Below are 21,598 nucleotides of genomic sequence, written 5' to 3'. Positions count from 1 at the left end.
GCGGGTCGAACCTGATCTTTTTTAGTGTGGCCAAGCTATGTCAACTTTCTGCCGCGCGCAACGACGTGCAGAAATTTCTATTTATCCAACATTGTCAGTAGCTTGTGCAATTCCGACAGCCGATTTCCATGGTGCACGGATCGGTCGAAACGGCAGCAGTTCATGAGAAACGAGGCACTTCGGAGCCGAAAGGCGGAGGTGCAGCAGCTCCAGGGCCGACTGCCAAAGCCGCCAATCAAGTCGGGATAGGACGTCGCCACGGATGGACCGATCAAGGCACCACTTGCGATAGGCGCCCTTCAATGGCCGCGGGCGACGCTGATCGAAGCCGTTGTCCTCATACTCGTAGATCTTGCCGGTGCGATCCTTCGCCTTGCGCATGACGAACCAAGCCGGCTTGCCCCGATGCTCGACCATGACGACCTTCGGCCCGTTGGCCTGCCAGAATGGGCCACGACCCAACACGGCTGAAGTTATGACCAGCGACAGGATTTGGCGCCCACTCAGACGATCGGCGCGCTTACGGTGCTCGGCTGCAAGCTTCTCGACGACCTCAGCGATCAGCCCCAGCTCATCAATCCAATCAGGAACCGGGTTCCATCCATCCGCGATCTCGAAACCTTCATGAGCAAGAGCACGCACGGCATCACCTACCACCACCGCGTCGGCAGCGGGCTCACCCTCGTAAACGAAGCTCGGGATGGCGCCGTACACATTCGGGCTGCGGTCCACCATCGTGCCTAGCGCTGCCATCTCCAGCATGCCACTCCAGGCGACACCGTATCCCGGCCCAGCGTAGGTACCACCAGCACCGACCTTGCAGAGTTCCTTCGTAAGAGCCCAAGTCAGGAGAGCTTCGATGGTCGTTTTCTTCATCCTCAATTCCTTCTGACCAGTTCTGACCAGTTTATGACTAGTTGAATGTAGATTTTTAGATATTGAAATCAGTTAGTTAGATCAGTCTGACGAGTTTACTTCGCATCACCATGCTTTTCCCTCCGAACCTCCCCAACGCCATTTATTTGAACGTGCGCAAACCCGTCACAACTCATCATAATCATTGTTTTCATTACACTTTCCGCCTTTGAGAACTCATCATCAACTCGTCACGAACTGGTCAGAACTGACCCTGAAAGGAGGGGTTACGGGGAGGCTACGGCAGGTCGTTGGGCCACGGTTCGCGCGGATCGACGCGCCCGGCAGGAGGAGGCTCGCGCATGCCGCCGCTGCTGCCACTCGGCACGTTCTTGAGCCGGATGCCGAAGTAGACGACGCCGGTCGCGGTTCGTTCCTTGCGAAATTTCTTGGACATGACGCGGCCGAACGCGGCGACATTCATCGGCTTACCGCCGTGGTCGACCGTGTCATCGCAATAGGCCTGATAGAGGTCCTTGCCTTGTAGCTGGTCGGCATTGGCGTCCCGCTCGATACATCGGCCAACAAAGCCCGCTGTGCGGTCCATGTCGTCACGATACTCCTGCGTCGCCTTCTCGACCGCATCCGGGATCACAAGGCCCTCGCGCAAGAAGATGCGCACGCCCTCGATTAGCCAGTTGAGGATGCCCGGATGTTCGGGCTCGAAGGATGACACGATCTCCTCGAACTCGCGCCGGTCCTCTTTGGCGATCTTGTTCGGCCAATGGATAACGGCCATGCGTCGCCAGATACCATCATCGGTGCCCGTGATGCGGGGATAGCCGTTGCCGCTCATGATGGCGATGAAGATCGGCAGGAAGTCGGTGTAACCGGAGAAGAGGTCGCGCGCGGTGATCGTCTCGCCGCCCGTCAGCTCCTTCACGAGGTTTTCGCGAAGATCCTCGCCCTCTGGCAACTCCTTGACGCGCAGCAGCCTCCGGCCGTGCAACCGGGCAAGGTCAGGGCTGGCGCTGCCAGAAGATCCACCTTCGCCGATCAAGCTCGTCGCGGGCAGTGTCACCGCGACGTCGCCGAGCAGCCGGCAGAGCGTTTCCATATAGACGGATTTGCCGTTGGCACCGTCTCCATAGTGGAAGAACAGGTATTGTACCGTGATGCCCAGAAGACCGAGGCCGGAGCTGACCTGCACCAGGCGGCGCACATCCTTGTCAGGCAGCTTGCTTTCGATGAAGGCCATCCACTTCGGGCACTTCGCTTCGGGCCGGTAGCGCACTGGCACGATATGGGTGATCATGTCCCGTCGACGGTGGCCCGGTATCACCTCGAGCGATGAATCTACGCAGGCATCGATGTATTCCGGGGCGTCCGGCGTCTCCCTCACGCTCTTATGGCGCGGGTTCTTCCGCCGCTCGGTTTTTCGATGAAAGACCAGCGTCGCATTCTGCATCGCCACCATCATCCGGTTCGCGTTGAAGTCGTTCGGCGAGCGCATGATATGCGGCGCGGCACAGGCGAGCGCCGCCTGCATCTTCGCAACGTTCTTCGATGTCACAGCGTGGTCGAGCCGGCGCTTGACGCGTTTGCCATGCGCCTCCTCGGCCTTGTCCGCCGCGATTGCGAGCCGCTTCTCCGTCGGGTTGCGATCCTCCTCCGGCTTCTTCCTCGCCTCGATCGCCTTGTCGATGAACATCTGTTCAAAGGCGGAAGGCTTGATGAACTCGATCTCTCGCGCGATCCGGTCACCGAGCCGCTGCGCGATCGCTGTCGCCTTCGGCCCGCCGTTGGAAACATCCCAATGCGAACCGGTCCAGACGGCGAATGCCGGCTGTTTCGCCTTCTCCTGCGCCAGCACGATGAAGTCCGTGCCGAAATGCGTGATCAGCCGCTTGCCATTGTCGGTGTCGGAGTGATCGAACTCGGCGCAATACTCGACGGCACCAGTGTCGGGCTCAAGATCGGCCGAGAGGTGAGCCGGCGGCTCGTCCGAAGGACCAAGAGGGGTTTCGGGGTTTTCGGACTTTCGCTGCGCGGCGAACTCTTCCATTTTCTGCGCGACATCCTCGGGGAGGTTCGGTCGCTTCTTGCGTTCCGCCACGTCAATACCTCGTCATCAATGCTGAGAAATCCATTCCGACCGGCGGGCACCAGGTCTCGATCGTCCGGCCGTCTCGGGCCAAACGCTTTTCGGCGCGCACCATCGCGGCCGCGGTGAAAACCGCTTCGCTGTCGCCGTCGGCGAGCAACACGAGCTCGGCGACGTGATCCGCCACCTGCATCGCTTCGTCTGGCGCCTGGTCGGCCTTCGGGACCGGCCCAGCCACCATCACGCGCCTTGGCTTGCCGTTCTTATCGGCCTTCGTCAGGGTCGGATGCGCAAAGCGCGATTCCGGATCAGCCGGGCCGGTCAAGTTTCCGAGATCACCAGCCGCGAAGTAGAAGGTGTCCTGCCGAAACCGCTCGGCGCCGCCGATAGCGAGGCCGTTCTCTATGCCTTCGCCTCCAACCCATCGTGTCGACGAAATCAGGCCGAAAAGCGGGATCATCGAGCCGCGCTTCGTGCCGCGCATCTTTTTCGTCGGCAGAGGTTCGCCCTTGTCATCTCGACCGAGATCCGGCCGGAACTTCGGCTCGCAGTTCAGGTCGATCCATGTCTGGTGGCAACCGGTCACGTGCCCAGCCAGGTCGACGAAGGGCGCGATCATCGCGACACCGACATGACGCGCAATTTCATGGCCGCGATCGTCGCGGCCGTGCCAATAGGTGCAACGCGCATTGCTGCGGAGATAAGCGAACACCTCGGCCGGCATATCGTAGCCGGTGCGCGCCTTCAGATAGGCGGCAACATCGGCATGCGGCTCGGCCGAGGCATTGAAGAAGATGCCGCGTGACTGCTTGACCTCGCGGTCACGGTAATCGTTGTCCTGCTTTTCGCGTTCGGCAGCCGCGGCCTTGTTCTTCGCCTTCTGCGCCGCGATCCGCTGGCGACGCTCGTCAATCTGATACTCGGTCTCGCGCTCGGCTTCATGCGGCAGGGGCTTGCCGAGAGCCTCTGCGCAGGCTGTCAAGAAACCGGCACGCGAGCGCAGGTCGATATGCCCGGCATGGGCAACGAGGCTTATTCCGTCCTTGCCGCCGATGCCGCAATTGCGGCAGTTCCACGCGCCCTTGAGACTGCTGATCGCGAACCGATCCTTGCCCTGACAAACAGGGCACGGTCCCGCGTGATTCCCCTTAAAGCTCGGACCGACGAGACCAAGAGCCGTTGCTGCATCGACAACGCTGATCCCGCGCGCCTCTTCAACGTAGAGTTCCAGCGAGGCACTCATCGAGACGCTAGCCTTGATTGAGTTAGACATTGCTTTACAATTGATCGCTTAATGGAGGCGCGCTGATCATGCGTGATATGTGGGATCGGAGTGGGTGGCTGTTTAGTCTGCTCGTGCTGAGCACCGTGGTCGTTTGCGCTCTCTACTGGAACTCCTTGTTTCCGGCTGGCTTGAGGACTGCCCTTTGCGCCTCTGATCCGGGAGAGAACTGTGTTCGCGAGTGGTTCGCTGCAGCAAGTGGATGGGCTGCAGTGCTGGTCGCCGTTCCAACGCTGATTTACCTGAAGAGGCAAATTCACGACGCCAAAGAAGCGGCGCAGAGCGCCTTCGCTCTTCAGAACTACGGGAATGTTGTTCTCTGTCACAAGCTGTTGAGGGACAGTAGGATGTTGCAGGAAGAGGTGATTATTCAACGCCTCGTTTGGGGGCCGGCCCCCTCCGAGCAGCCTCGATCCATCGAAACCGCGATCGATACCGTGAGCCAGTTGAGGGAATCGTTGGCGATCAAGAGTTTTTTGCAGTTTGAGGACGCGATCGGCTACCCAAAGGACCTCAACTTTGTCGATGTCGGTAGTATCTTGGACATGGCAGAGGCCACCATTCGCCGGGCGCCTTCGCCGCTCAATGGTGATGAGGCCCGCGCTATCGACCGTTCCGTTCGCGAGATGTACGATGTTATTGAGAGATATGTGGCCGATTGCATCCACGCGGCCAAGTCCTACATCAGCGATACGGATCGCATCGCTGGAGTTCACGGGTTCCATCCTCGCGCCACCATTCTTGAAAACTGGCCTCTGTAAGTCTCAGCGGTGCTGCCCACCCCCCTAGACTGCCCAGCATGCAGCGGCGCCAGTTCGCTTTCCCCTGCAGCCCGGAAATGACCGTAGTGCTCAATGGACACTGCTGCGCTCTCGTGGTTGTCGAGCTGGTGAGCGCAGCCGGCACAATAGAACTTGTTGCGGTTCTCGGACCAACCGTACGACGCCGCTACACCGCGCCGGTCCCGGCCCGAAAAACAAAGTTGGCGAGAGCAGTCGTGACACGCCAGGATCACATCATCCTCCTTGCGCCCTCGGCAAGCGTCGTCATCTCAAAGACTGCAAGTGTCGGGTGCGGTGCACGCAGCGGCGCAAGATCGCGGTCCTCGGCGGCCCGGAAATGTCCGCAGCGTTCAAGAGACGTCAGCGCTAGATAAAGCGGATGCCGACCGGGTATCGGCCAGAACATCCGGCCGAGGCTGATAAAGGCAGTGCCCTCATGCCAGCCGAGCAGCCCCAGCAAAGTGCTGATCAAGCGGATGCGATTGAGGTTCGCTTCGACATCGATCCCGAAGGCTTGTGCCGTGCGGAGGCATTCCGGGCGCGACGGCGCGACAACAAGGAGGATGCGCGGTCGCTCCATCATGACCTCCTGCCGAACAGGATCGCCGCCAAGGCAACAACTCCCTGCGTCGCGATGGCAAGCAGCATGAGGGAGTCGATGAAGGTCCAGAACGAATAGAAGATTGCGTTGAACAGCTCCAACATCATGCAGCCTCGCGCCAGCGGATGAGCGCTGCTTCACCCTTGAGCGTTAGGCGCAGCACAGCCGGAACGCTCATGCGGCCCTCACGCAACTGGTCGACATAGCCGCCATCGCGCATCTTCTGCAGGATCGACAACATGGCCTTCTGGCGCATGCCGATGGCGCGCGAAAGGTTGGCATAGGTCACGGTGATGGTCTTTTCGTCGCCGGCCTCGATATGGCCGAGCAGCGCGACACGGTGCTTGCGTGCCAGCGTGCTGCGGTTCTCGACTGACGCCTCATCCTCTGCCTGTGCACCGCCACGAAATGGATTGTGATTGAAGGACAGAACGATGGCGTTGCGCACAGCAGCGGCCGGCACGCGCATCATCTCTGCGACGTCGGGCACGGCGATGCCTGCTTCAGCAGCCAGCAGGCAGAACTCGGTGCGCTGGTACGGCTCGAAGAACCCGATCTTGGCGACTTGCTTTCCCATGGTTCAGCTCCTTTCAGGTAAATTGCTGGATGAGGTTCGGGCGGGAGGCCACAGCCCGCGGCGGTATCGCCGGCGGTTCGGGTGCGGTGACCGCGCCGCCCTTGCGCTTGGCGATCCATGCGGAAAGGCGCTGCCAATCCTCGTCAGTGAGGAAGACGATGCCGCCGAACATTCGGCGCTCACGCCAGGCCGATTCCTGTGCGGATGCCCGAGGGCCAAACCACGCGCCGATGCATTTCGCGCCGTCAGGAAGGCGGAGGATCTCAACCGCATCGCTGACCACCGGGCACCAGTCGGGCGCGTTGATCGTGGCGCAGCCGAGCGCCTCGCCGAGGGCACGCCCCGGATCGTTGGTGACGATGAAGAGGCGGACCCTAGACATTTCCCCTCCCACCAGAGGCCCTCCAGCCGAGAGCAAATATCCTGTGCAAGCCGAATCCAGGGGAATGGCAAACCCATCGAAACCGTGAATAACTGACGCACGCTGAGGGAGAGTTTCGATGCACGAGATCGAATTGGAGTTGATTAAGCTCCTGACAAACCAACCCAAACGATACGGTGGGGAACGAGGCCCAGTTGAGGCGCGCAACGCTGCAGAAATGCAGCCACGGCTCTACGAGAGGCTTTTCGAAACGCTGAGCATTCCTTTCGGTGAAACCGGTGTTAGTGGGAATATGGACACCAGCTGGGTTGCCCTTCGGGAACTGCTTCTGCCGCGCTTTAGCCAGTTTCCAGTGACTGTCAAAGACGAGATGGTTAGGTCCCCAATGCCCGTTCTCGACGATTTTGGGGTGGAGCAATTTAGAAAGGCTCTCACGAAGACGAATCCGCCGCCATTCAAAACCCCAGAGCAAATTCATACGTTCGTCGATTTTTTGGCAGGCGCAATCGTCTTCGAACTGCTTCAAGACCCTCGGAAACTTGACCCTAACAAGATTTCGAACACGGTACGGGAGCAAACAAGGGTGGGGATGATCCGCTACGGGGCCTTGAGAGCGATTTACCTTCGCCTTCAAAGCGACGGAGATCACCTTTCCTTTGGAATGTCTAAGCTCAAGGATGAACTCCAGGTTGCATCTAGTGCAATTGAGCACCTGCGAGAGGTCCAACGAAGCCAAATCTCCACCCAGGATATTGCGATCGAGAGCGTTAATGACGCCATGACGCAAACTGAAGAAAAGGCCTCGGCGCTGGAGAAACGGCTGGAAGAACTCACACACTCTGCGGAGGCGCGTATTGTTGCATCGGAAACTGCAATCAACGAGCGATTGAAGCTTAGAGGTGTAACAAGTCTTTGGGATGATCGAGCCCGACAAGCCGAAAAGGCATTGCAATACAGTATCGGTTGTCTCATTGGTCTCGCGCTTGCGGGGCTCTTGACGGCAGTTTTTGGTGGGCGCGCCATCATTGATTTTGTTAGTCCATTGAATTTCAAGACTTTGGTCCTGAACGCAAGCGCCGGTGGCGTGATTGCACAGCAACTCGGACGCATCTTGGTGGTCTCCGTCCCAGTTGCCGTGTACTTCTGGCTTCTGAAAATTGTAGTCCGGTTCATCATCCGATCGCTGCTGCTCATGGATGACGCCCGGCAAAGGCACACCATCATGCAGGCCTACTTTCGTATCACAACGCAGGACAGCTCTGACGAGCGAGCACTGCCGATGATGCTTTGGGCAATATTCAGACAGGTGCCAGGCCACGGCCCAGATGGTATTGAACCTCCCGACTTCACAGAGGCTATCAATGCAGGTTTGAGGCAAACGCTGCCTTCTGCGAAATGACGTTTCTGACTGGGCTGAAGGCGACCGATGGGTCACTTCACCCTCCCGTCCATGAGGTCAGCAATGCGCTCCATGCTGGCTTCGACCTCAGCGCCATCGCGCCAGGCCTTCAAGGTTTTGCGGATTGCGCGCAGCAGTTCCTTCCGCTGCAAGCCCTTTTCAGAGCGAAGGCGTTCGCGGCGGCTCTGGGGACGAGGTTCGGTCATCGCGATACCTCCAGCTGCCAAGGGGGTCTGATACCGGCGATTGCATAGATGGCCGCGGCCTCGCTGCGCAGGCGCTTTGCGGTCGACAGACCGTAGTCGCCGGAAACGAGACCAGCGCCAGCCAGCGCATGGCGTTCGTCGGCCATGGCGAGTGCCTTGGCGACGGGTACCCTGCCCTGCCCCTCACAGCGCGGGCAATGACCAGCGATCCAGCCGAGTTTTCCGGAGCCCCTGCAGCCGAGGCAGACGATCTTGATGATGCGCGCCTTGCTCATGCAGCACCGCCGATGCGCTGCTGCAGCGCGTGGAGCGCCTTGATCGCCTCATCGATCTCGCGTGTGATTTCCTTCTTCTCGCGGCCGTCGACATGATCGTCGTCGAGTGCGTCGCTGAAGGTGCGGACCACATCCATCAGTTCCCGGTTGAGGTGCGTGAGGTCCTTGTGTGTCGGCTGGGCGACCGCGATCGGCAGGTCAGTACCCTCGACGACCGGGATCACTCGATAGCCGAGAATGTCAGCCATGGCCGTCAGGATGATCGGCGAGCCCGCCTCCATGTCAGCCTCGGTGGCAACATCGATCGGCAGGTATTTGTCGGCGTTGTCCTCGCCGGCAGAGCCGCATTTGGAGAGATACGACGAACGAACGCGCGTAACGTGCTGCAAGGCATCGCCGCCCCCAGCCATGTCGACTGATCGACGGGTCGCCGCCTTTAGCGTCAGGCCCTGTTTGTCAGAAATAGTGCGCAAGCCATCCTCCCTGAAAATCAAGGAAATCGTTTCCAGAAGTCTTTCCGTGAAAGGCGCTCGCCGCGCCCGTAAGGTCTGCCCATCAGATCAAGGGGGACCACATGCAAACCAAGGCACCATCATTCCGCTGCCTCGATGAGTTCGCCAACAGCGTCGCACTTGTTCAGCTTCAGCCAGTCCAATCGAAGGCTGTGCATCGCATCGAGCGTTACCTCGCCAGATGTGGCTACACGGATACGCTCCATGATCGGAGCATCCGGTCGGTTCTCCCCGGTCTCGTAACGTTGATAAGTACGCGCGCTATCGATTGAGAGCAGCAACGCTGCTTCTGCCATCGTTAGTTCTGATTTCGTGCGCCAGGTTCTCAAGTCCATGACGGATATATAGCGTAAATCGCTACATCGTTGTCAAGTGACGTTTAGCGATAAGCGCGATATCGTACTATAGCGAATTTCGCTAAAATGGTAACATGATGAGATTAAAAGAAATTCGCAAATCACAGAACATGACGCAGCAACAGGTTGCGGACGCGTTGGGTTTGCATTTGACCAACTACAACAAACTCGAAAACGGCAAAACGAAGCTGAGCGCCCAGCAAATGGAGCAGCTCGCGAAGATCTTGCACTGCTCGCCGTCAGACTTCATCTCCAGGCGGAGCGATGTCCGTGTGGTCCCCATACGCCAATACGTCGCCGCAGGCATTTGGCAGGAATCATCGCTGTGGGATGAAGACGATTGGTACGACGTCGCCGTCCCTGACGAGCCGGAATTTCGTCACTTCACGCTGTACGGCGCGGAGAGCAAGGGACCGTCAATGAACCGGCGCTATCCCGAGGGATCAGCGCTGATCTACACGAGCATGATGGAAACCGGAGAATCGCCTAAGCCCGGCCGTCGTTACATCATTGAAACAGAGCGCTCGGACGGGCTTCGCGAAGCGACAGTCAAGAAGCTTTGGCAGGATGAAAATGGTAAGCACTGGCTGCTACCCGAGTCTAATGACCCGCTTCATCAACAACCAATCGATTTGTCGGGCGGCGATGGTGAGATCGTCCGAATTGTCGGTCGCGTGATTTACTCGGTCCAGCGCGAAGTCGATTAAGACGCCTTCACCATTTGCAAGCAGCCTTAATCTTTTCAACAACTTCCGAGACGTTGGCGAGATCGAACTCTGCGTCAACGCGATCTTTGTCTTGCAGACGGATAAACAATCTCTCGTTGTCCTTCAGCGACTTTATGAAGGGGATAGCCTCCTTGCCGCTCCAAAGGCCGACCGCCTTGTAGTTGGTAGACCGAGACCATTTCCCAGTAACTGCTGGCGCGCCTCCAATCCGCGTTGTGACTGTGGGCTCTTCTCCAGACATGAACATTTCTGTCGAAATGATAAAGCTTGTCGTTTGCTCACGGCACGACATCAATAGATAGGCTGATGCGTTGTCAAACCCGGTGCTCGTGGATTTGGCCGGCATCAATGCGGCCGTTACAACCTTGCTATCATCGACTGGCGAGACTTCTTCCTGAACTTCCCACAACGAAGCGGCCGAAGACAAAGAAGCCGGCGCGGTTGCATTGGCGGGTTCACCTGCCCCGGCCTTCGGAAACATTTTGTCGAAGCATGTCAGCCGCTGAAGAGAGTCCTCAAGGCGAGCGCACTCCTGAGGATCCCGAGCCATCGCAGAACCGGCTGAAAGCAATATCGCCGAAACCAACAAAGCTGCCGCTCGCATTTCCTATTTCTCCGCACGTTAACCGAGAAATCACATTCGCAGCCCCCCTTCCCCTGTCAAGAAGGCCGGGAGCCCCGGCCTTTCTCTTCGCATGCAGATCGGACATAGCGTTTTCCGTTCAACGTCATTTCGCTGGGATTGAACTTTAGCGATTATCGCTACATTTGAACTTGACAATGATTTAGCGCTTATCGCTATATTTGTGGCGACCTACTGCAAGGAGCCGCAAATGATCCGAATTCAACGCCATTCCGAAACCGCCGCAGCGAAGATCGCTGCGGCGCCTAGCTGCATCCGCACGCTTGAAGAGCGATTGGCGGGCGACATGCGCGAACTCGCGTTCGCGGACCAGAACGTCAGCATCGAGACGCTGACGTTCTGGTCCGAGCCGACGCTGAAGCGCCTCCTGCCCGAAGCCGCGAAGATCGCGCGCCGTCAGTCCGTCCGCCAGGTCGCCTGACATGGACAATTACTTCACCCCTTTCGGCGGTCGCGTTGATCCTCCCAAGCAGATCACCCTTCGCGAACCGCCCCTCCGGACACGCCGCATTGTCGCGACCCTGTTCGCGCTGTGCTGCGTGGCCGGAGGCTGGATGCTCAACGATGCGGTCGACGTTGTGGTACGTGTCGTCGCCTCGCTGTGGAGGTGACCAATGGCAGTCAACACGCGCCTCGCTCCCCAACCTGTGTGGTCCTTCGTTCCCGATGGATCGGTCATCGATATCGCCTCGCCGGATCCCGCCGAAGTATGCTTCCTCGAAATGGGCAATTCGCTCTCGAAGATCGCACGCTTCGACGGCCGCAATCCTGGCGTTGCATTCTCCGTCGCGCAGCATTCGACGATGGGCGCGCAGGCGATCCTGAACGAGGGCGGTAGCCGATGGGAAGCCGCCCTGTTCCTGTTGCACGACGGTCACGAGTACATCGTCGGTGACCAGTCGAAACCATCGCAGGATCTCTATTCCTCAGTCGCCATCGATCTCTACGGCGAAGCCCGCATGCGCGACGCCGTTGCCACCTGCAAGGCCGCTTGGGATGAGGTGATCTATTTCGCCGCCGGCCTGCCAGGTCCCGAGGCCTGGACGCGAAAGCAGGCGAAGCTCGTCAAGGACATGGACAATCGCATGTGCCGCACCGAAGCGATCGCGCTCTTCGGACCCCGTGCCGGCCGCGAAATGCGCTCTCCACCGCTCCGAAGTTGACCGGTGCCATCAGGCCCCTTCCGGCTGGCAAGGCTGAAGAGGAATTCCGAAAACTGGCCGACCGCCTGATCGGCGAGGACCTGGTGCTCGAACGTGCCTCGATCGTCGCCGCCAACCGAGCCCTGAGGTGACATGTGTCTGGCTATCTCAACGGAGGCGCTGTGAAAATGGAATTGCTCACCCCCGAGCAAGCGGCCGGGCGCCTCGGCATTTCGACCCGCCAGCTCCGCGACTTGACGGACGAAGGTCTCCTGAGGTGGATTAACACCGGTCTCGGCAAGAAAAGACCGACACGCCGCTACACAGAAGCCGATCTGTCCGCATTCATCGAGGAGCGCTCTGCCAAATGTCGGTCTACAAAAGAAAGGGTCAGAACACCTATTCCTATGACTTCGTCTTACGGGGTCGTCGATTTTCAGGCGATATTGGTGCAACGAAGAAGCGAGAAGCAGTCCGCCTCGAAGAAGCCCGGAAAGAGCAGGCCAATGCGGAACTAGCCGAGCAAGCAGCCTTCTTCGGCAAGGAATTTACCCTTGATCTAGCAACGTCCCGCTGGTGGATGGAGATCGGCCAGCACAATGCCGCGCCCGAAACCACCCTTAAGAATCTCGAATGGCTGAAGCAACACATCGGCGCGAAGACGAACCTAACCGCTATTACCGATAGCGTGATCGCCAGCCTCGTCGCTCGGCGCCGAGGCGAACGCATTAAGGGAAACCCAAAGTCACCGTTCGTCAGCCCAGCAACGGTAAACCGTACCTGCACCCAGCCGCTCCGTGAAATCCGCCTGCGTGCGAAGAACGTCTGGAAAGTCGCCGTCGCCGAGTTTGACTTCGGACAGCATATGCTCGAGGAGCCCCAAGAGCGGGTCCGCGAAGCCTCGATCGAGGAAGAAGACGCGATCATGCAGCAACTCGAGCGCGGCTACGATGACGCTGTGGAGTTTGCATTCCTTAGCGGCTGCCGGCGCATGGAGATCCTCGGCCTGGACTGGCCGCATGTCGATTTCTTCTCGAAGCGCTTCACCGTCACCGGCAAAGGCGGCAAGATCCGCACCATCCCAATGTCGGACGACATCTTCGAACTCCTTTGGAAACAGAAAGACCATCATCCGACGAAGGTGTTCACCTATGCGGCCAAGCGAACCCTGAAAAAGCAGAACCTCGTCAAAGGCCAGCGCTATCCCCCCACCGATTCGGGTCTTAAGTCGGCAATGCGACGCGCCGTCCCGAACGCCAACGTAAAAAACTTCCGTTTCCATGACACGAGGCACACGGCCGCCACTCGCGTGCTGCGCAAGTCAAACCTCAGGGTTGCCCAGATCCTGCTCGGGCACCGCGACATTAAGACGACGACGAAGTATGCGCACGCGGTCGACGACGACGTGAGGAACGCACTTAACGCAGCGTCAGGACGTCCCACGAAAAGTCCCACGAGCAATGCTGCCGAAGACGGTAACGATTTGAATTTGGGGAAGAATTCGGGCTGAGGGGCTATTTCCCCCAGTCAAGTGCGCTACCGGGCTGCGCTACGCTCCGAACCGAGGAAATCCCTATATAACCAACGCTTAGAGCGCAAGCGGGAAAATCGAAGTCGGCATGAAAAAGAAATGTCCCTGGTGGATAAGTGACGGTCGGAGCGAATAGGCTGGCCACCCGCTGCTCTGCCACAGATGATTTCTGGTGCGGGTTTGCTGAACCTGCATCCGCGGCAATGGAACTTTCACCAAGTCTGAAACGCGCCGCTCGAAACATGCTGCCTAACGCAACGTGAGCTTGCTATCAAAGATGATTTGAGGGACAGTTTGTTACTGGCCCTTGAGGCCTGGAGTGTCTCCCCTTTTAGGAGAAAACCATGCCTCTTAAGTCTCTTATGGCACTGACAGCGATCGCACTTCTTACCTTGTCCGGGTGCGCGACATCAGGGTCGACCAACACCACCTATGCGCAGTGGACCGGCCCCTACCCGGAGCCCGATGTCAGCGCTTCAAGCCCTGGTGGCTTCCGGCTTTCCTACTAGCGCTTATGATCTCTGGCGAACCGGCCGTAGCCCGGTTCGCTGCAGTCCCTTGCGAGCGACCCGCCGACGCACGAACAGGAGCGTCCGGCCACACATGACGGCAGCACGATAGCGGCTGCCACTCCGCTTATCTCCAACCTTGGCCAACGCTGCGCACGTTATCGCCCGTTGAAAGGATCTGGCGTCACGACGCTTTGCCAAAGACGGCCGGTGGGCTGCGCAGGCGCGGGCTGAAGCGTGCGGTCAGCGAACCTGATCGAGCAGTCGCTTGCATTCCAGGAGATCATAGAGTGCCTCCTGCAGCAGAGCACGATCCTCCTTGCCCACCGACGAGGACTTGCCGAGCGAGATTTCCGGAACGTCATCGCTGTTGCCGCCAAAGGAGAAGAAGCGACGGCTTGCCGGCGCCTTGGCGCGGCCGACGATCTGATCTTCCTCGGAAAGGCCGGCTTTCGGCGGCGCCGGCTCCTCGTTGCTTGAGGCCGCAAGCGCCTCGACGGTTGCGAGATCCCCGCTGGCAATCGCCGCGACGAACTTGTTGCCATTGGTCTTTAGAAGTTTCTGCACGCCTTTGATCGTATAGCCGTGATCGTAGAGCAGGTGCCGGATGCCCTTGAGAAGATCGACATCCTCGGGCCGGTAATAGCGCCGGCCACCGCCGCGCTTCATCGGCTTGATCTGCTGGAACCGGGTTTCCCAAAAACGCAGAACATGCTGCGGCAGATCGAGGTCGTCAGCGACCTCGCTGATGGTGCGAAAAGCGTCCGGGCTCTTTTCCATAGCATCCCATTCCATGTCACGCGACTCAGTCGTCGGTAGCCGCAATGAACCGATATCGTGCCGATGATGGCACGAATCGGGTCGATTTCAACGGCTTATGGATGGGTTTTCAACCACATTTGTGGTTGGCAGCCCGCCTTTACGATACGGGAGATACCGGTTTCTGCTTGGCCCTGCGGCCCAGATGCGCCTTCAGGACACGCTGCTTCAGCACGTTCGACGCCTTGAAGGTCATGACGCGCCGTGGTGAGATCGGCACTTCCTCGCCGGTCTTCGGGTTTCGCCCGATGCGTTCGTTCTTGTCGCGAACCTGGAAGGTCGCGAACGAAGACAGCTTCACGCTCTCGCCACGCACGATTGCGTTGCATATTTCGTCAATGACGGTTTCCACCAGTTCGGCAGACTCTGTCCGTGACAGACCTACCTTGCGAAAAACCGATTCAGCCAAGTCCGCCCGCGTTACTGTTTTTCCGCTCATCTTCCCCCACCAATGTCTGGCACGCCGATCAGCGACCGAAGACTATTGCCCTTGCCTTTTGCGGTCAAGCGTCTGTTGCTTAAGCAATTTCTTTACCAGCGGATGAGCACCGAGCCCCAGGTGAAGCCGCCGCCCATGGCCTCGAGCAGAACAAGATCGCCCTTCTTGATGCGTCCGTCACCCGCAGCCACGCTCAGCGCCAGCGGAATGGATGCCGCCGACGTGTTGCCATGAAGATCTACCGTCACCACAACCTTGTCGAGAGGGATTCCAAGTTTTTTGGCCGAGCCGTCGATGATGCGGCGGTTGGCCTGGTGTGGAACCAGCCAATCCAGATCGTCGGCGGTGGTTCCGGTCGCGTCGAAAGCAGCCTCGATCACATCGGTGATCATGCCGACGGCGTGTTTGAAGACTTCACGCCCTTCCATCTTCAGATGGCCGACCGTGCCCGTGGTCGACGGGCCGCCATCGACATAGAGCTTGTCGCGATGGGCACCGTCGGAGCGCAGCTTTGCCGTCAGGACGCCGCGATCGGCATTTGTCCCCTCACCCTCCTGTGCCTCCAGGACAAGCGCTCCTGCGCCGTCGCCGAAGAGCACGCAGGTCGTCCGGTCATTCCAGTCGAGGATGCGCGAAAAGGTCTCCGCGCCGATCACCAGCACCCGTTTGGCAAGTCCGCCGCGGATATAGGCATCGGCGGTGGTTACCGCATAGACGAAGCCGGAACAGACGGCCTGCATGTCGAAGGCCGCACCGTGGCGCATGCCGAGCCGGTCTTGAATGTTGACGGCCGTTGCCGGAAACGTGTTGTCCGGTGTCGAGGTCGCCAGGATGATCAGGTCGATATCGTCAGGTGTGAGCCCGGCATTGGCAAGTGCTGCCCGTGCAGCGCCTTCGCCAAGCGATGCGGTCGTCTCGCCCTCGCCGGCGATATAGCGCTGCCGGATACCAGTGCGCTGCACGATCCACTCATCGGACGTGTCGACCTTGGATTCCAGCTCCTGATTGGTGACCACGCGTTTCGGCAATGCTGCACCGAAGCCGCGAACGACGGAACGGATCATATATTCAAACCTCATCATTCATGCCGGCGGAAAGGGCCTGCGGCGCGTCGGCGCCATGGTACTTCGCCAGATCGAGTTCGATCTTCGACTTCAGGCCATTCTTCACCATGTCGTAGCCGACATCGATTGCGGCCGCGAAACCCTCGGCGTCCGCACCACCATGGCTCTTGATCACGACGCCATTGAGGCCGAGGAAAACGCCGCCATTGACCTTGCGGGGATCCATTTTCTCGCGCAGGCGGTCGAACGCACCTTTCGCCAGGATATAGCCGATCTTGGCGAGAAGCGTGCGCGACATCGCCGCGCGCAGATATTCGGCAATCTGACGCGCAGTGCCTTCGGCGGCCTTCAGCGCGATGTTGCCGGAGAAACCTTCGGTAACGACCACATCGACCGTTCCTCGACCGATATCATCGCCCTCGACGAAGCCGTAATATTCAAAGCCGTCGATGTTGGCCTCACGGATCAGGCGGCCGGCCTCCTTGACCTCTTCCTGTCCCTTGATTTCCTCGACGCCGACATTCAGGAGGCCAACGGTCGGCCGCTCGATTTCGAACAGCGCGCGCGCCATGGCGCCGCCCATCAACGCGAAATCCATGAGCTGCTGCGCGTCAGCGCCGATCGTCGCGCCGACATCGAGCACGATGCTCTCGCCTTTCAGCGTCGGCCAGATCGCGGCGATCGCCGGTCGTTGAATTCCCTGCATGGTGCGCAGGCAGAACACGGACATGGCCATCAGCGCGCCGGTATTGCCGGCGGAAACGACCACATCGGCCTCACCGGCATTGATCGCATCGATCGCCTTCCACATGCTCGACTTGCCGCGGCCGCGGCGCAACGCCTGGCTCGGCTTTTCGTCCATGGCGACTGCGATCTCGCAATCGTAGAAGGTGCTGTTGGCCTTGAGCTTCGGATATTTGTTCAGGAGGTCCGCGCACTGCGCCTCGATGCCGAACAGGACGAACTTGATGTCCGGATGACGTTCGAGCGCCCTTGCGGCGCCTGGGATGACGACTTCGGGACCATAGTCGCCACCCATAACGTCAAGTGAAATTCTGACCACGCGTGTCTTATCCTTTATTTCTGCCACACAACACGTGCCGCCGACGCGCACTCAAGGGAACGCACTGACGAAACATATTGCTCTGACGCTTGAGCCAAGCACGCGGCAGATCGCTTTGGCGGCTCTTTCGGCCGGTTTGGGGCCAAAATACTGCTTTTCCATTGCGTGACAACCGAATTGTAGGCGAAGCTTTGGCGGCCTCAGTCCTTTTTCCAGTCCTTCAGGACCGCAAACGGGTTCGGCTTCTTGTCATCCGCAGATGTGCTTTCGATGCGATCGCCGAAAACCACACCCGGTTTGCGCGGATAGGGGTCGATGGCGAGCGCCACCTGTTCACTGACGACGACGCCGGCGTCGATCGTGTCGCCGACAAATGTGTCGGGAATGTCGGGTCCATCAGGATCGAGAATCATCTCGCCGCCGTCGTTGCTCGCCTGGCGGGCAAGCCGCGATCCCTCGGGCACGAAGATCGCTTCGACCGGTTCGTCGATCTCGGCTTCAACCGGCTCCAGCGTCACGACGCAGCTTTGCACGATGCGCGCCTTGACGTCTCCCTTGATCTTCACGCCATCCTTCTTCCAGCGCGCGATCTGCAGGTCGGCATCGAGCGACAGGACCTCCTTGATGTTCCAAAGCTCGGCAAGGGCCTTTCTCTCCCGCTCATTGGCGGATAGATGCACGCTGACCGCGTTGGCCGAGATATGGCCTACCCGCACCGGATAGGAAAATGCCGGTTGGCTGTCGTCTTTCATGATTTCAGTCCTTCCTCGCGCTGGCTCGAACGGCTCCCAAGCGCGAATGCAGCCGCCGCCCGGGGTTTCCCGGTCACGGCGTAATGATCTTCCTATTACGCTCCGGCGGGCGGAATGTGCAACTGGCCGGTCTCGACGGCCTCTTCCGCGACTGCCGTGAGCTGCGCCTCGGCCGCCAACAGATAGTCTGCAAGCGCTGCCATCGAAGGTGCTTCGTCGCTGCCCTCCGGATGGAAGTTACGCTTCAACGCCGCAGCAAGGGTCGCCGTGTCCTTTGCCTCGAGTGCCGCCGCATAGGACTCAAGGCGCCCGTAGAACATGGCGGCGAGTTTCTTCATCTTCTTCGGCACCCCGGCGTCACCGACGCCGAGCTCGCGAATCGAATGGTCGACATCCTCAAAGAAGGCGTCGATGATTTCCTGGGCAATTTCCTGACCGGGCCTTGCGGAGGCGCGCGTGCGGCGGAAATAGAGGATCAACGTTGCCGACAGCATCTCGAAACGCCCCATGACCGTGTCCGGCACATCGAGGTCGGTATAGAGGTAAGGCTGGCGCGCAGCCGACGTCAGCAATGCATATTGCCGCTCGACAATCGCGGTGTTGCCGCTTTTTCTTTTGAACAGTCCAAAAATCATCACAAAGCTCGGGCTTGGCTTTCTCGAAATGCGCGCAAGCGCCCATCCCGTTGTTGCATGACAGCCGAAGCTGGTTTACCGAAGCAGGCACGAATTGCAATGGCGGATCTGCCATCGTTACTCCAAGGGGAGCTGTCGTTGACGAAGCGGTATTTGAGAAGAAATTTTAAGGCGCTTGGCCGCGTGGCGGTCGTTGCTACCATTGCCGGCTTTACCCTTTCCGCCTGCCAGTCCGCCAATGTCGGTGAAGTTCTCCATCAGGGCTATGTGGTTGATCAGGAAACGCTAAATCTCGTTCCGGTCGGCTCCAGCCGCGAACAGGTTCTCCTGTCGCTTGGCACGCCCTCGACGACGGCGACCTTCGACAACGAAGTGTTCTACTACATCTCGCAGACGCGCAAGCGCCCCGTCGCCTTCATGAAGCCGAAGCTGATCGATCAGTCGATTCTCGCCGTCTATTTCGACAAGGAAGGCACCGTCAGCCAGCTCGCGCACTATACGCTGAAGGACGGCAAGGTCTTCGACATGCTGACCCGCACGACGCCGACCGGCGGCAAGGAAACGAGCTTCCTCGGCCAGCTGTTGACGGGCCCCGGTGCCGGTCAGGCTGCAGCCCGGAGCCTGTTCAAGGACTTCGGCAACTAGTCGCAAACACTCAATACTAAAAGGCCCGCGAAACGATGTTCCGCGGGCCTTTTTGCGTCTCAGGGTCCGATCAGGCGAGGACTGCCAGAAGCAGGAGCGCCACGATGTTGGTGATCTTGATCGCGGGGTTCACCGCCGGCCCGGCGGTGTCCTTGTAGGGGTCGCCGACCGTATCGCCGGTGACCGATGCCTTGTGCGCATCAGAGCCCTTGAGATGACGATGGCCGTTCTTGTCGACGAAGCCGTCCTCGAAGCTCTTCTTGGCATTGTCCCAGGCGCCGCCGCCCGAAGTCATGGAAATCGCCACGAAGAGGCCGTTGACGATGACGCCGAGAAGCGATGCGCCCAGTGCCGCGAATGCCGAAGCCTTCGAGCCCGACAGAAGCAGCACGCCGAAGTAGACGATGAGCGGCGCAAGCACCGGCAGCAACGAGGGCACGACCATCTCGCGGATCGCCGCCTTCGTCAGAAGGTCGACGGCGCGGCCGTAGTCCGGTCGCTCCGTACCGGCCATGATACCCGGCTTTTCACGGAACTGCCGGCGCACTTCCTCGACGATCGAGCCGGCCGCACGGCCGACGGCGGTCATCGCGATGCCACCGAAGAGGTAGGGGATGAGACCGCCGAAGATCAGTCCGGCGACCACGTAGGGGTTGGAGAGATCGAACGAGATCTGACCGACGTCGGCGAAGTACGGGTACTTGTCCCCGTTGGCGGCAAAATAGCTCAGATCGTTCGAATAGGCCGCAAAGAGCACCAGGGCGCCGAGACCGGCCGAACCGATCGCGTAACCTTTGGTCACGGCCTTGGTGGTGTTGCCGACCGCGTCAAGCGCGTCGGTGGATTTACGCACTTCCGGCGGCAGATGCGACATTTCCGCGATGCCGCCGGCATTATCGGTCACTGGACCGAAGGCATCGAGCGCCACGATCATGCCGGCAAGGCCGAGCATGGCGGTAACGGCGATGCCGGTGCCGAAGAGGCCGGCGAGCTGGTAGGTCGCGATAATGCCGCCAACGATGACGATTGCCGGCAGCGCCGTCGATTCCAGCGAGACGGCAAGCCCCTGAATGACGTTGGTGCCGTGACCGGTGACCGAGGCCTGGGCGATCGAATTCACCGGCCGCTTGTTGGTTCCGGTATAGTATTCGGTGATCACCACGATCAGCGCCGTGACCACCAGGCCGAGAATACCGCAGATGAAGAGGTTCCAGCCGGTGATGTCCTTGCCGGCGACGGTACCGATCGAGCCCCATCCGATGGTGAAGGACGTGGCGGCGCCAAGACCGAGGATCGACAGCACGCCGGTCACGATCAGGCCCTTGTAGAGCGCGCCCATGATCGAGTTGTTGGACCCAAGCTTGACGAAGAACGTGCCGACGATCGAGGTAATGATGCAGGCAGCGCAGATTGCCAGCGGATAGACCATGACGGTTGCGAGCAACGGCGTCCCGGCAAAGAAGATGGCCGCCAACACCATGGTTGCGACGATGGAGACGGCATAGGTCTCGAAGAGGTCGGCGGCCATGCCGGCGCAGTCGCCGACGTTGTCGCCGACATTGTCGGCAATGGTCGCCGGGTTGCGCGGATCGTCTTCCGGAATACCGGCTTCGACCTTGCCGACGAGGTCACCACCGACGTCAGCGCCCTTGGTAAAGATGCCGCCGCCGAGACGGGCGAAGATCGAGATCAGTGATGCGCCGAAACCGAGCGAAACCAGCGCGTCGATCACCTCGCGCGAGGCAGGCTCGTGCCCCATGCCGGCCGTGAGGACGACGTAGTAGACCGAGACCCCGAGAAGGGCCAGGCCTGCCACGAGAAGGCCGGTGATTGCGCCGGATTTGAAAGCGATGTCGAGGCCGGAGGCGAGGCTGACGGAAGCCGCCTGGGCAGTGCGGACGTTCGCCCGAACCGAAACATGCATGCCGATGAAGCCCGCAGCCCCTGAAAGGATTGCACCAATCAGGAAACCGAAAGCGGCGGCGGGAGAAAGAAGAACCCAAGCGGCGATGAATACGACGACGCCGACAATGGCAATGGTCTTGTATTGACGCGTGAGATAGGCCTGAGCCCCTTCACGAATGTAGCCTGCGATTTCTTGCATGCGGGCGTTCCCCTGGTCGGCGGCCATCACCGACTGTGTTGCCCAGATGGCGTAAGCCACCGCGAGCAACCCGCATGCGATAACGCCCAACAAAATGGTCATTTCGCATTACCCTCCGTTACAACCCGCGGACTCACTCCCGGCCGCAGGCCCCTCAAAACCGCGAATCACGCACCACCTCCTCAAGCAGCAC

The 21,598-nt window shown here is 59.6% G+C and carries 28 protein-coding genes and 1 pseudogene; 10 read left to right on the top strand and 19 right to left on the bottom strand.

All coding sequences use genetic code 11. From position 1 onward, the window contains the following. Positions 1-81 precede the first annotated feature (81 nt). The 3 genes from VGO04_RS23200 to VGO04_RS23190 all read right to left on the bottom strand — a co-directional run bounded on the left by VGO04_RS23200 (position 82) and on the right by VGO04_RS23190 (position 4,202). Entirely contained in the window at positions 82-876 is a 795-nt protein-coding gene (locus tag VGO04_RS23200) for a hypothetical protein (protein ID WP_327498321.1), read from the bottom strand. A gap of 277 nt (positions 877-1,153) precedes the next feature. Then, positions 1,154-2,971, bottom strand: coding sequence for a phage/plasmid primase, P4 family (locus tag VGO04_RS23195; protein ID WP_327498320.1), 1,818 nt, complete (start codon positions 2,969-2,971; stop codon positions 1,154-1,156). 1 nt (position 2,972) lies between these two features. After that, positions 2,973-4,202, bottom strand: coding sequence for a DUF7146 domain-containing protein (locus VGO04_RS23190; protein WP_327498319.1), 1,230 nt, complete (start codon positions 4,200-4,202; stop codon positions 2,973-2,975). A 251-nt stretch (positions 4,203-4,453) separates the two neighbouring features. Here VGO04_RS23190 and VGO04_RS23185 point away from each other — a divergent pair, with 251 nt between their 5' ends. After that, positions 4,454-5,002 carry a hypothetical protein gene (locus VGO04_RS23185; RefSeq protein ID WP_327498318.1) on the top strand — a complete coding sequence of 183 codons (549 nt, stop codon included), beginning with the start codon at positions 4,454-4,456 and terminating at the stop codon, positions 5,000-5,002. Between the two features lie 250 nt (positions 5,003-5,252). Here the strand turns inward: VGO04_RS23185 and VGO04_RS23180 are convergent, their stop codons facing one another. The 4 genes from VGO04_RS23180 to VGO04_RS23165 are packed head-to-tail and all read right to left on the bottom strand — an operon-like array spanning position 5,253 to position 6,583. Beyond that, entirely contained in the window at positions 5,253-5,603 is a 351-nt protein-coding gene (locus tag VGO04_RS23180) for a hypothetical protein (protein ID WP_327498317.1), read from the bottom strand. Beyond that, positions 5,603-5,731, bottom strand: a complete 129-nt coding sequence (locus VGO04_RS23175) for a hypothetical protein (RefSeq protein WP_327498316.1) — start codon at positions 5,729-5,731, stop codon at positions 5,603-5,605. The genes VGO04_RS23180 and VGO04_RS23175 overlap by 1 nt, the downstream gene beginning before the upstream one ends. Continuing rightward, positions 5,728-6,201, bottom strand: a complete 474-nt coding sequence (locus VGO04_RS23170; RefSeq protein ID WP_327498315.1) for a hypothetical protein — start codon at positions 6,199-6,201, stop codon at positions 5,728-5,730. Before VGO04_RS23170 ends, VGO04_RS23175 begins: the two co-directional genes overlap by 4 nt. Before the next feature lie 13 nt (positions 6,202-6,214). Beyond that, positions 6,215-6,583, bottom strand: coding sequence for a hypothetical protein (locus tag VGO04_RS23165; RefSeq protein WP_327498314.1), 369 nt, complete (start codon positions 6,581-6,583; stop codon positions 6,215-6,217). A gap of 118 nt (positions 6,584-6,701) precedes the next feature. Between VGO04_RS23165 and VGO04_RS23160 the strand changes: the two genes are divergently transcribed. Beyond that, positions 6,702-7,982 (top strand): DUF6161 domain-containing protein, encoded by a 1,281-nt coding sequence (locus VGO04_RS23160; protein WP_327498313.1) that lies wholly within the window; start codon positions 6,702-6,704, stop codon positions 7,980-7,982. Positions 7,983-8,014: 32 nt separating this feature from the next. On the opposite strand, the gene VGO04_RS23155 is transcribed toward VGO04_RS23160, so the two are convergent. The 4 genes from VGO04_RS23155 to VGO04_RS23140 all read right to left on the bottom strand — a co-directional run bounded on the left by VGO04_RS23155 (position 8,015) and on the right by VGO04_RS23140 (position 9,271). Further along, complete coding sequence (locus VGO04_RS23155; protein ID WP_327498312.1) at positions 8,015-8,188, bottom strand: hypothetical protein; 174 nt, start codon at positions 8,186-8,188, stop codon at positions 8,015-8,017. Then, a complete protein-coding gene (locus VGO04_RS23150; protein ID WP_327498311.1) occupies positions 8,185-8,463 on the bottom strand; it encodes a hypothetical protein in 279 nt (92 codons plus the stop codon). The genes VGO04_RS23155 and VGO04_RS23150 overlap by 4 nt, the downstream gene beginning before the upstream one ends. Then, positions 8,460-8,936, bottom strand: coding sequence for a phage regulatory CII family protein (locus VGO04_RS23145; RefSeq protein WP_327498310.1), 477 nt, complete (start codon positions 8,934-8,936; stop codon positions 8,460-8,462). Before VGO04_RS23145 ends, VGO04_RS23150 begins: the two co-directional genes overlap by 4 nt. Positions 8,937-9,055: 119 nt before the next feature. After that, the gene (locus tag VGO04_RS23140; protein WP_327498309.1) at positions 9,056-9,271 is read right to left on the bottom strand and encodes a hypothetical protein; all 216 of its coding nucleotides are present in this window, start codon (positions 9,269-9,271) and stop codon (positions 9,056-9,058) included. A gap of 134 nt (positions 9,272-9,405) precedes the next feature. Here VGO04_RS23140 and VGO04_RS23135 point away from each other — a divergent pair, with 134 nt between their 5' ends. Further along, entirely contained in the window at positions 9,406-10,038 is a 633-nt protein-coding gene (locus VGO04_RS23135; protein WP_327498308.1) for a LexA family transcriptional regulator, read from the top strand. Positions 10,039-10,045: 7 nt separating this feature from the next. On the opposite strand, the gene VGO04_RS23130 is transcribed toward VGO04_RS23135, so the two are convergent. Continuing rightward, positions 10,046-10,663 carry a type VI secretion system-associated protein TagO gene (locus tag VGO04_RS23130; RefSeq protein WP_327498307.1) on the bottom strand — a complete coding sequence of 206 codons (618 nt, stop codon included), beginning with the start codon at positions 10,661-10,663 and terminating at the stop codon, positions 10,046-10,048. Positions 10,664-10,892: 229 nt separating this feature from the next. Between VGO04_RS23130 and VGO04_RS23125 the strand changes: the two genes are divergently transcribed. The 6 genes and pseudogenes from VGO04_RS23125 to VGO04_RS23100 all read left to right on the top strand — a co-directional run bounded on the left by VGO04_RS23125 (position 10,893) and on the right by VGO04_RS23100 (position 13,884). Continuing rightward, on the top strand, positions 10,893-11,123 hold the full coding sequence (locus VGO04_RS23125) for a hypothetical protein (RefSeq protein ID WP_327498306.1): 231 nt from the start codon (positions 10,893-10,895) through the stop codon (positions 11,121-11,123). A gap of 1 nt (position 11,124) precedes the next feature. After that, on the top strand, positions 11,125-11,313 hold the full coding sequence (locus tag VGO04_RS23120) for a hypothetical protein (RefSeq protein WP_327498305.1): 189 nt from the start codon (positions 11,125-11,127) through the stop codon (positions 11,311-11,313). A 3-nt stretch (positions 11,314-11,316) separates the two neighbouring features. Beyond that, entirely contained in the window at positions 11,317-11,865 is a 549-nt protein-coding gene (locus VGO04_RS23115) for a hypothetical protein (protein ID WP_327498304.1), read from the top strand. 167 nt (positions 11,866-12,032) lie between these two features. Beyond that, a pseudogene (locus VGO04_RS23110) lies at positions 12,033-12,194 on the top strand (helix-turn-helix domain-containing protein); the annotation flags it as partial. A gap of 17 nt (positions 12,195-12,211) precedes the next feature. Continuing rightward, on the top strand, positions 12,212-13,354 hold the full coding sequence (locus VGO04_RS23105) for a site-specific integrase (RefSeq protein ID WP_327498303.1): 1,143 nt from the start codon (positions 12,212-12,214) through the stop codon (positions 13,352-13,354). A 365-nt stretch (positions 13,355-13,719) separates the two neighbouring features. Continuing rightward, the gene (locus VGO04_RS23100) at positions 13,720-13,884 is read left to right on the top strand and encodes a hypothetical protein (protein ID WP_327498302.1); all 165 of its coding nucleotides are present in this window, start codon (positions 13,720-13,722) and stop codon (positions 13,882-13,884) included. A 243-nt stretch (positions 13,885-14,127) separates the two neighbouring features. On the opposite strand, the gene VGO04_RS23095 is transcribed toward VGO04_RS23100, so the two are convergent. The 6 genes from VGO04_RS23095 to VGO04_RS23070 all read right to left on the bottom strand — a co-directional run bounded on the left by VGO04_RS23095 (position 14,128) and on the right by VGO04_RS23070 (position 18,656). Then, positions 14,128-14,664, bottom strand: a complete 537-nt coding sequence (locus VGO04_RS23095) for a MerR family transcriptional regulator (protein WP_060580887.1) — start codon at positions 14,662-14,664, stop codon at positions 14,128-14,130. Positions 14,665-14,803: 139 nt separating this feature from the next. Continuing rightward, entirely contained in the window at positions 14,804-15,142 is a 339-nt protein-coding gene (locus tag VGO04_RS23090) for an integration host factor subunit alpha (protein WP_034803721.1), read from the bottom strand. A 92-nt stretch (positions 15,143-15,234) separates the two neighbouring features. Next, positions 15,235-16,206: a beta-ketoacyl-ACP synthase III gene (locus tag VGO04_RS23085; RefSeq protein WP_327498301.1), complete on the bottom strand. Its 972-nt coding sequence runs from the start codon at positions 16,204-16,206 to the stop codon at positions 15,235-15,237. Between the two features lie 4 nt (positions 16,207-16,210). Further along, positions 16,211-17,269, bottom strand: coding sequence for a phosphate acyltransferase PlsX (plsX, locus tag VGO04_RS23080; RefSeq protein WP_327498300.1), 1,059 nt, complete (start codon positions 17,267-17,269; stop codon positions 16,211-16,213). A 200-nt stretch (positions 17,270-17,469) separates the two neighbouring features. Continuing rightward, a complete protein-coding gene (locus tag VGO04_RS23075; RefSeq protein ID WP_327498299.1) occupies positions 17,470-18,021 on the bottom strand; it encodes a DUF177 domain-containing protein in 552 nt (183 codons plus the stop codon). Between the two features lie 95 nt (positions 18,022-18,116). After that, positions 18,117-18,656, bottom strand: coding sequence for a ubiquinol-cytochrome C chaperone family protein (locus VGO04_RS23070; protein ID WP_327498298.1), 540 nt, complete (start codon positions 18,654-18,656; stop codon positions 18,117-18,119). 138 nt (positions 18,657-18,794) lie between these two features. Here VGO04_RS23070 and VGO04_RS23065 point away from each other — a divergent pair, with 138 nt between their 5' ends. Next, complete coding sequence (locus VGO04_RS23065; RefSeq protein WP_327498297.1) at positions 18,795-19,301, top strand: outer membrane protein assembly factor BamE; 507 nt, start codon at positions 18,795-18,797, stop codon at positions 19,299-19,301. 70 nt (positions 19,302-19,371) lie between these two features. Here the strand turns inward: VGO04_RS23065 and VGO04_RS23060 are convergent, their stop codons facing one another. Continuing rightward, the gene (locus tag VGO04_RS23060; RefSeq protein WP_327498296.1) at positions 19,372-21,507 is read right to left on the bottom strand and encodes a sodium-translocating pyrophosphatase; all 2,136 of its coding nucleotides are present in this window, start codon (positions 21,505-21,507) and stop codon (positions 19,372-19,374) included. Positions 21,508-21,598 lie beyond the last annotated feature (91 nt).

This window comes from Ensifer sp., from assembly GCF_035999185.1.
Taxonomy (GTDB): domain Bacteria; phylum Pseudomonadota; class Alphaproteobacteria; order Rhizobiales; family Rhizobiaceae; genus Ensifer.
Note: the sequence above shows the minus strand (reverse complement) of the source record. Positions and strands in the feature narration are given on the sequence as shown.